The sequence below is a fragment of the Streptomyces aurantiacus genome, from assembly GCF_001418335.1.
In the GTDB taxonomy this organism is placed as follows: domain Bacteria; phylum Actinomycetota; class Actinomycetes; order Streptomycetales; family Streptomycetaceae; genus Streptomyces; species Streptomyces aurantiacus.
The window spans coordinates 1-3994 of sequence record NZ_LIPP01000517.1 but is presented as its reverse complement, the minus strand read 5'-3'; the positions used below and the strand labels follow the sequence as shown (position 1 = coordinate 3994).

The window sequence follows — 3994 nt, the reverse complement described above, 5'->3', positions numbered from 1 at the left end:
CCTGCCTGCCCCCAGCTCCGGACCCCCGGGCCCGGAGCTGGGGGCAGGCAGGACCGGCGGAACGGGCAGGTTCGGGAGGTCCGGCAGGCCCGGCGGGTCGGGTGAACCGGGCAGGACCAAGGACGCCAGGCCGGGCGACGAGGGCACCGGGCTCACTCTCGTCGTCCTGTCGCCCACCGACCCCATGACCCGGGGACAGCTCAGGCGCATGGCCGACCTGGCCCGGGACGAGGGCTACGAAGTGCGGTGGGAGGAGGCGAGGGGCGGCGCGAGCGCGCCCTTCCACACGGTCGGCGGACTCGCGCCCCTGCTGCGGCGCGCGCGGCGCATCGTGATGGGCGACCCCTTCTCGCGGTACGTACAGCTGCTGCTGACCATCACCCGCGCCCGCGACCTCGTCGTCGTGGACGACGGGACCGCGACCATGGAGTTCGTCTCCCAGCTCGCACGCGGTGAACGGCTGGTGCGCTGGCACCGGCGCGGCGGCCGCCCCGGGCCCCGGGACCTGGTCTTCGCACCGGTCTCGGCCCGGGCCCGCCGCCGGCTCACCCCCGGCACCGGACGGCGGGTCGAGGTCTTCTCCGCCATGCCGATCACCGAGACACCCGAGGGCGTCGACCTCACGGCCAACGACTTCGCCTGGACCCGGGCCCGGTTCGGCCCGCCCCGCATCACGAAGGGCGCCGACCTGGTCGGCACGTCCCTGGTGGAGACGGGAGTCGTGGACCCCGACCGGTACCTGGAAGCCGTGCAGCGCCTGGCCGGCACCTACGGAGCGACCCGCTACTTCGCCCACCGCAGGGAGAGCCCCGAGAAGCTGCACCGGCTGGCCGTCGAGACCGGCCTGGAGATCGTCCGGCCGGACCTCCCCCTCGAACTGATCGCCCGGCGCGGCCCCATCGGCCGTACGATCCTGAGCTTCCCGTCGACAGTGGTACACACCCTGCCGCTCGCCCTGGCCGGTACGGACGTCAAGGTCGCCGTCCTCGACATCGACCCGGCCTGGCTCACGGAGAACGCCTCACCCCGCGCCCAGGGCTTCCTGTCGGGCGTCACGGGCACCGCACGCGACATCCACCGCCTGCCGACGGTCACCGCGACCTGAGCCCGCACGGCCGGCCGGTCACGGTGAGCGAGCGACCGGGCCGGCCCGCACCGGCCCCCTCGCCGGTCTCCGCCGCGACCCGTGTCCGACAGTTGAACAGAACCGTTCAGGGACCCGTTTGCGTGGTATGCGTAGAGAACCCATCCGCGGATCCGGTGCCATGCAGAGCGCCGGAAAGCCGGGCGAGTGTACCCAAGCCAGTCAATATCTATGCGCCACGCGGCCAGGTTTTTCTGCCAATCGGGTTGAAGTTTCGCTGATCTCAGGGCAGTTGGCCGTCGCGTCGCCCTACCCTTCAGAGGGTGAACCAACTGATGTCCCGAGAGTCCGAGGCCGAGTCGCCGGGGGAAACACCGCTTCCCGGCGCGCTGTCCGAGGCGCTGCGCGCCGAACTCGTCGCGTTCCGACGTGACTTGCACATGCACCCGGAGCTGGGCAACCAGGAGTTCCGCACCACCGCCGCGATCAAGGAGCGGCTGGAGCGGGCAGGCCTGCGGCCCCGCGTCCTCGACACCGGGACCGGGCTCGTCTGTGACATCGGCGTACCGGACCCCGCGCTTCCCATGCTCGCCCTGCGCGCGGACATCGACGGGCTGCCCATCCCGGACATGAAGACCGGGTGCGCGTACCGCTCGACGGTGCCCGACCGGGCCCACGCCTGCGGGCACGACGTGCACACGACCGTCGTGCTGGGCGCCGGTCTCGTCCTCGCGGACCTCCATGAGAAGGGCCTGCTCGACCGGGCCGTACGCCTGATCTTCCAGCCCGCGGAGGAGGTGCTCCCCGGCGGCGCCCCCGACGTCATCAAGCGCGGCGGCCTCGACGGAGTCGGACGCATCGTCGCGGTCCACTGCGACCCCCGGGTCGACGCCGGGCGCATCGGCCTCCGGTACGGGCCCATCACATCCGCCTGCGACCGGGTCGAGGTCTCCCTCGACGGGCCCGGCGGGCACACCGCGCGACCGCACCTCACCACCGATCTCGTCACCGCCGCCGCCCGGGTCGCCGTCGACGTGCCGGCCGTCGTCGCCCGGCGGGCCGACGCGCGCTCCGGACTCGCCCTGACCTGGGGCCGCATCGAGTCGGGCCACGCCTGCAACGTGATCCCGCAGCACGCCGAACTCTCCGGGACCGTGCGGTGCCTGGACCTCGCGGCCTGGCGGGCCGCGCCCGACCTGGTGCACGCAGCCATCGACGAGGTCGCCACGCTCCACCGGGCCAAGTCCGTGATCGAGTACGTACGCGGGGTGCCGCCGGTCGTCAACGATCCGGACATGACCGATCTGCTGCGCGCCGCGATGACCGCCCGGCTCGGGGCCCACTCCGTGGAGGACACCGAGCAGAGCCTGGGCGGGGAGGACTTCTCCTGGTACCTGGAGCAGGTGCCCGGCGCCATGGCCCGCCTCGGGGTGCGGACGCCGGGCGAGCGGACCGTGCGGGACCTCCACCAGGGGGACTTCGACGCCGACGAGTCGGCCATCACGGTGGGCGTCGAACTCTTCACCGCCGCCGCTCTCCTGGACGCGCAGGGCTGACACGGTACTCATGGACGAAGGGGCGCCTGATCGGTACCCCTTCGTCCGCTTGTGTCACTCGTACGTAACCGGCCGCGGGCGTTCGTAACCAGCCGTCGGCACGAATCGATAACGGCAGTGATGAACCCCGTTCCCCTCCCCGTCTACGCGCGTTACTGTGCGCCGCAGTCAGCGTCGTCAGCGGCGCCGTCGGGGAATATAAGGGGTGCTCTCTCATGCGTCGGATCTCTCGGAGAACCAGGCTTTCCCAAGCCGCTGTCGCCGTCGCGGTCGTCGTCCTCACGGCCGCCGGTTGCGGCGAGACCAGCGACGAGTCGTCGGGCAGCGACACCGAGTCCGGCTCGGGCTCCGGCTACCAGGGCAAGGGCATCGGCCTCGCCTATGACATCGGCGGCAAGGGCGACCAGTCCTTCAACGACGCCGCCTTCGCCGGGTTCGACAAGGCCCGCAAGGAATTCAAGATCGGCGGCAACGACATCGAGCCGAGCGACGGCGAGTCGGACGCCGACAAGGTGCAGCGCCTGACCCAGATGGCGAAGGCCGGCTACAACCCCATCGTCGGGGTCGGCTTCATCTACGCCCCCGCGGTGAAGGAAGTCGCCGCCAAGTACCCGAAGATCACCTTCGCGGTCATCGACGACGCCCAGGTGCAGGCGAAGAACGTCGCCGACATGGTGTTCGCCGAGGAGCAGGCCTCCTACCTCGCCGGGGTCGCCGCCGCCAAGGCCAGCAAGAAGGACCACGTCGGCTTCATCGGCGGGGTGGACATCCCGCTGATCCACAAGTTCGAGGCGGGCTTCGTCCAGGGCGTCGCGTCGGTCGACCCGAAGATCAAGATCGAGAAGCGGTACCTCACCGAGAAGCCCGAGGACGGCGGGTTCTCCAACCCGAGCATGGGCAAGGAGGCCGCCGGCGGTCAGGTCGAGGCCGGCGCCGACGTGATCTACCACGCGGCCGGCCTGTCGGGCCAGGGCGTCATCCAGGAGGCCGCGGCCAAGAAGGTCTGGGCGATCGGGGTGGACTCGGACCAGTACAAGCAGAAGGCCCTCGCCGCGTCGAAGGACTGGATCCTGGGCTCCGCGCTCAAGGATGTCGGCGGCGCCGTCTACGAGGTGACCAAGTCCGTCGTCGACGGCAAGCCGCTCTCCGGCGAGCACCGCGGTGACCTGAAGACCGGCGGGGTGGGCTTCTCGGACTCCAACCCGAAGTACCAGGCGATGACGGAGGTCGTCGCGGCGGTCGACAAGGCGAAGGAGGACATCATCAGCGGCAAGGTAACGGTCAAGACCGAGTAACTCCTTGCCGGCCCCTGCGGGTGCCTCCGGCGGTTTGTTGGGTGCGGGTGGGTGGGGGC

The 3994-nt window shown here is 71.1% G+C and carries 3 protein-coding genes; all 3 read left to right on the top strand.

From position 1 onward, the window contains the following. Position 1 precedes the first annotated feature (1 nt). The 3 genes from AOK01_RS39805 to AOK01_RS39795 all read left to right on the top strand — a co-directional run bounded on the left by AOK01_RS39805 (position 2) and on the right by AOK01_RS39795 (position 3935). Positions 2–1105, top strand: a complete 1104-nt coding sequence (locus tag AOK01_RS39805; protein ID WP_245702620.1) for a hypothetical protein — start codon at positions 2–4, stop codon at positions 1103–1105. Positions 1106–1419: 314 nt separating this feature from the next. Then, entirely contained in the window at positions 1420–2640 is a 1221-nt protein-coding gene (locus tag AOK01_RS39800; RefSeq protein WP_055520490.1) for an amidohydrolase, read from the top strand. Between the two features lie 215 nt (positions 2641–2855). Then, positions 2856–3935, top strand: a complete 1080-nt coding sequence (locus AOK01_RS39795) for a BMP family lipoprotein (RefSeq protein WP_055520488.1) — start codon at positions 2856–2858, stop codon at positions 3933–3935. Positions 3936–3994 lie beyond the last annotated feature (59 nt).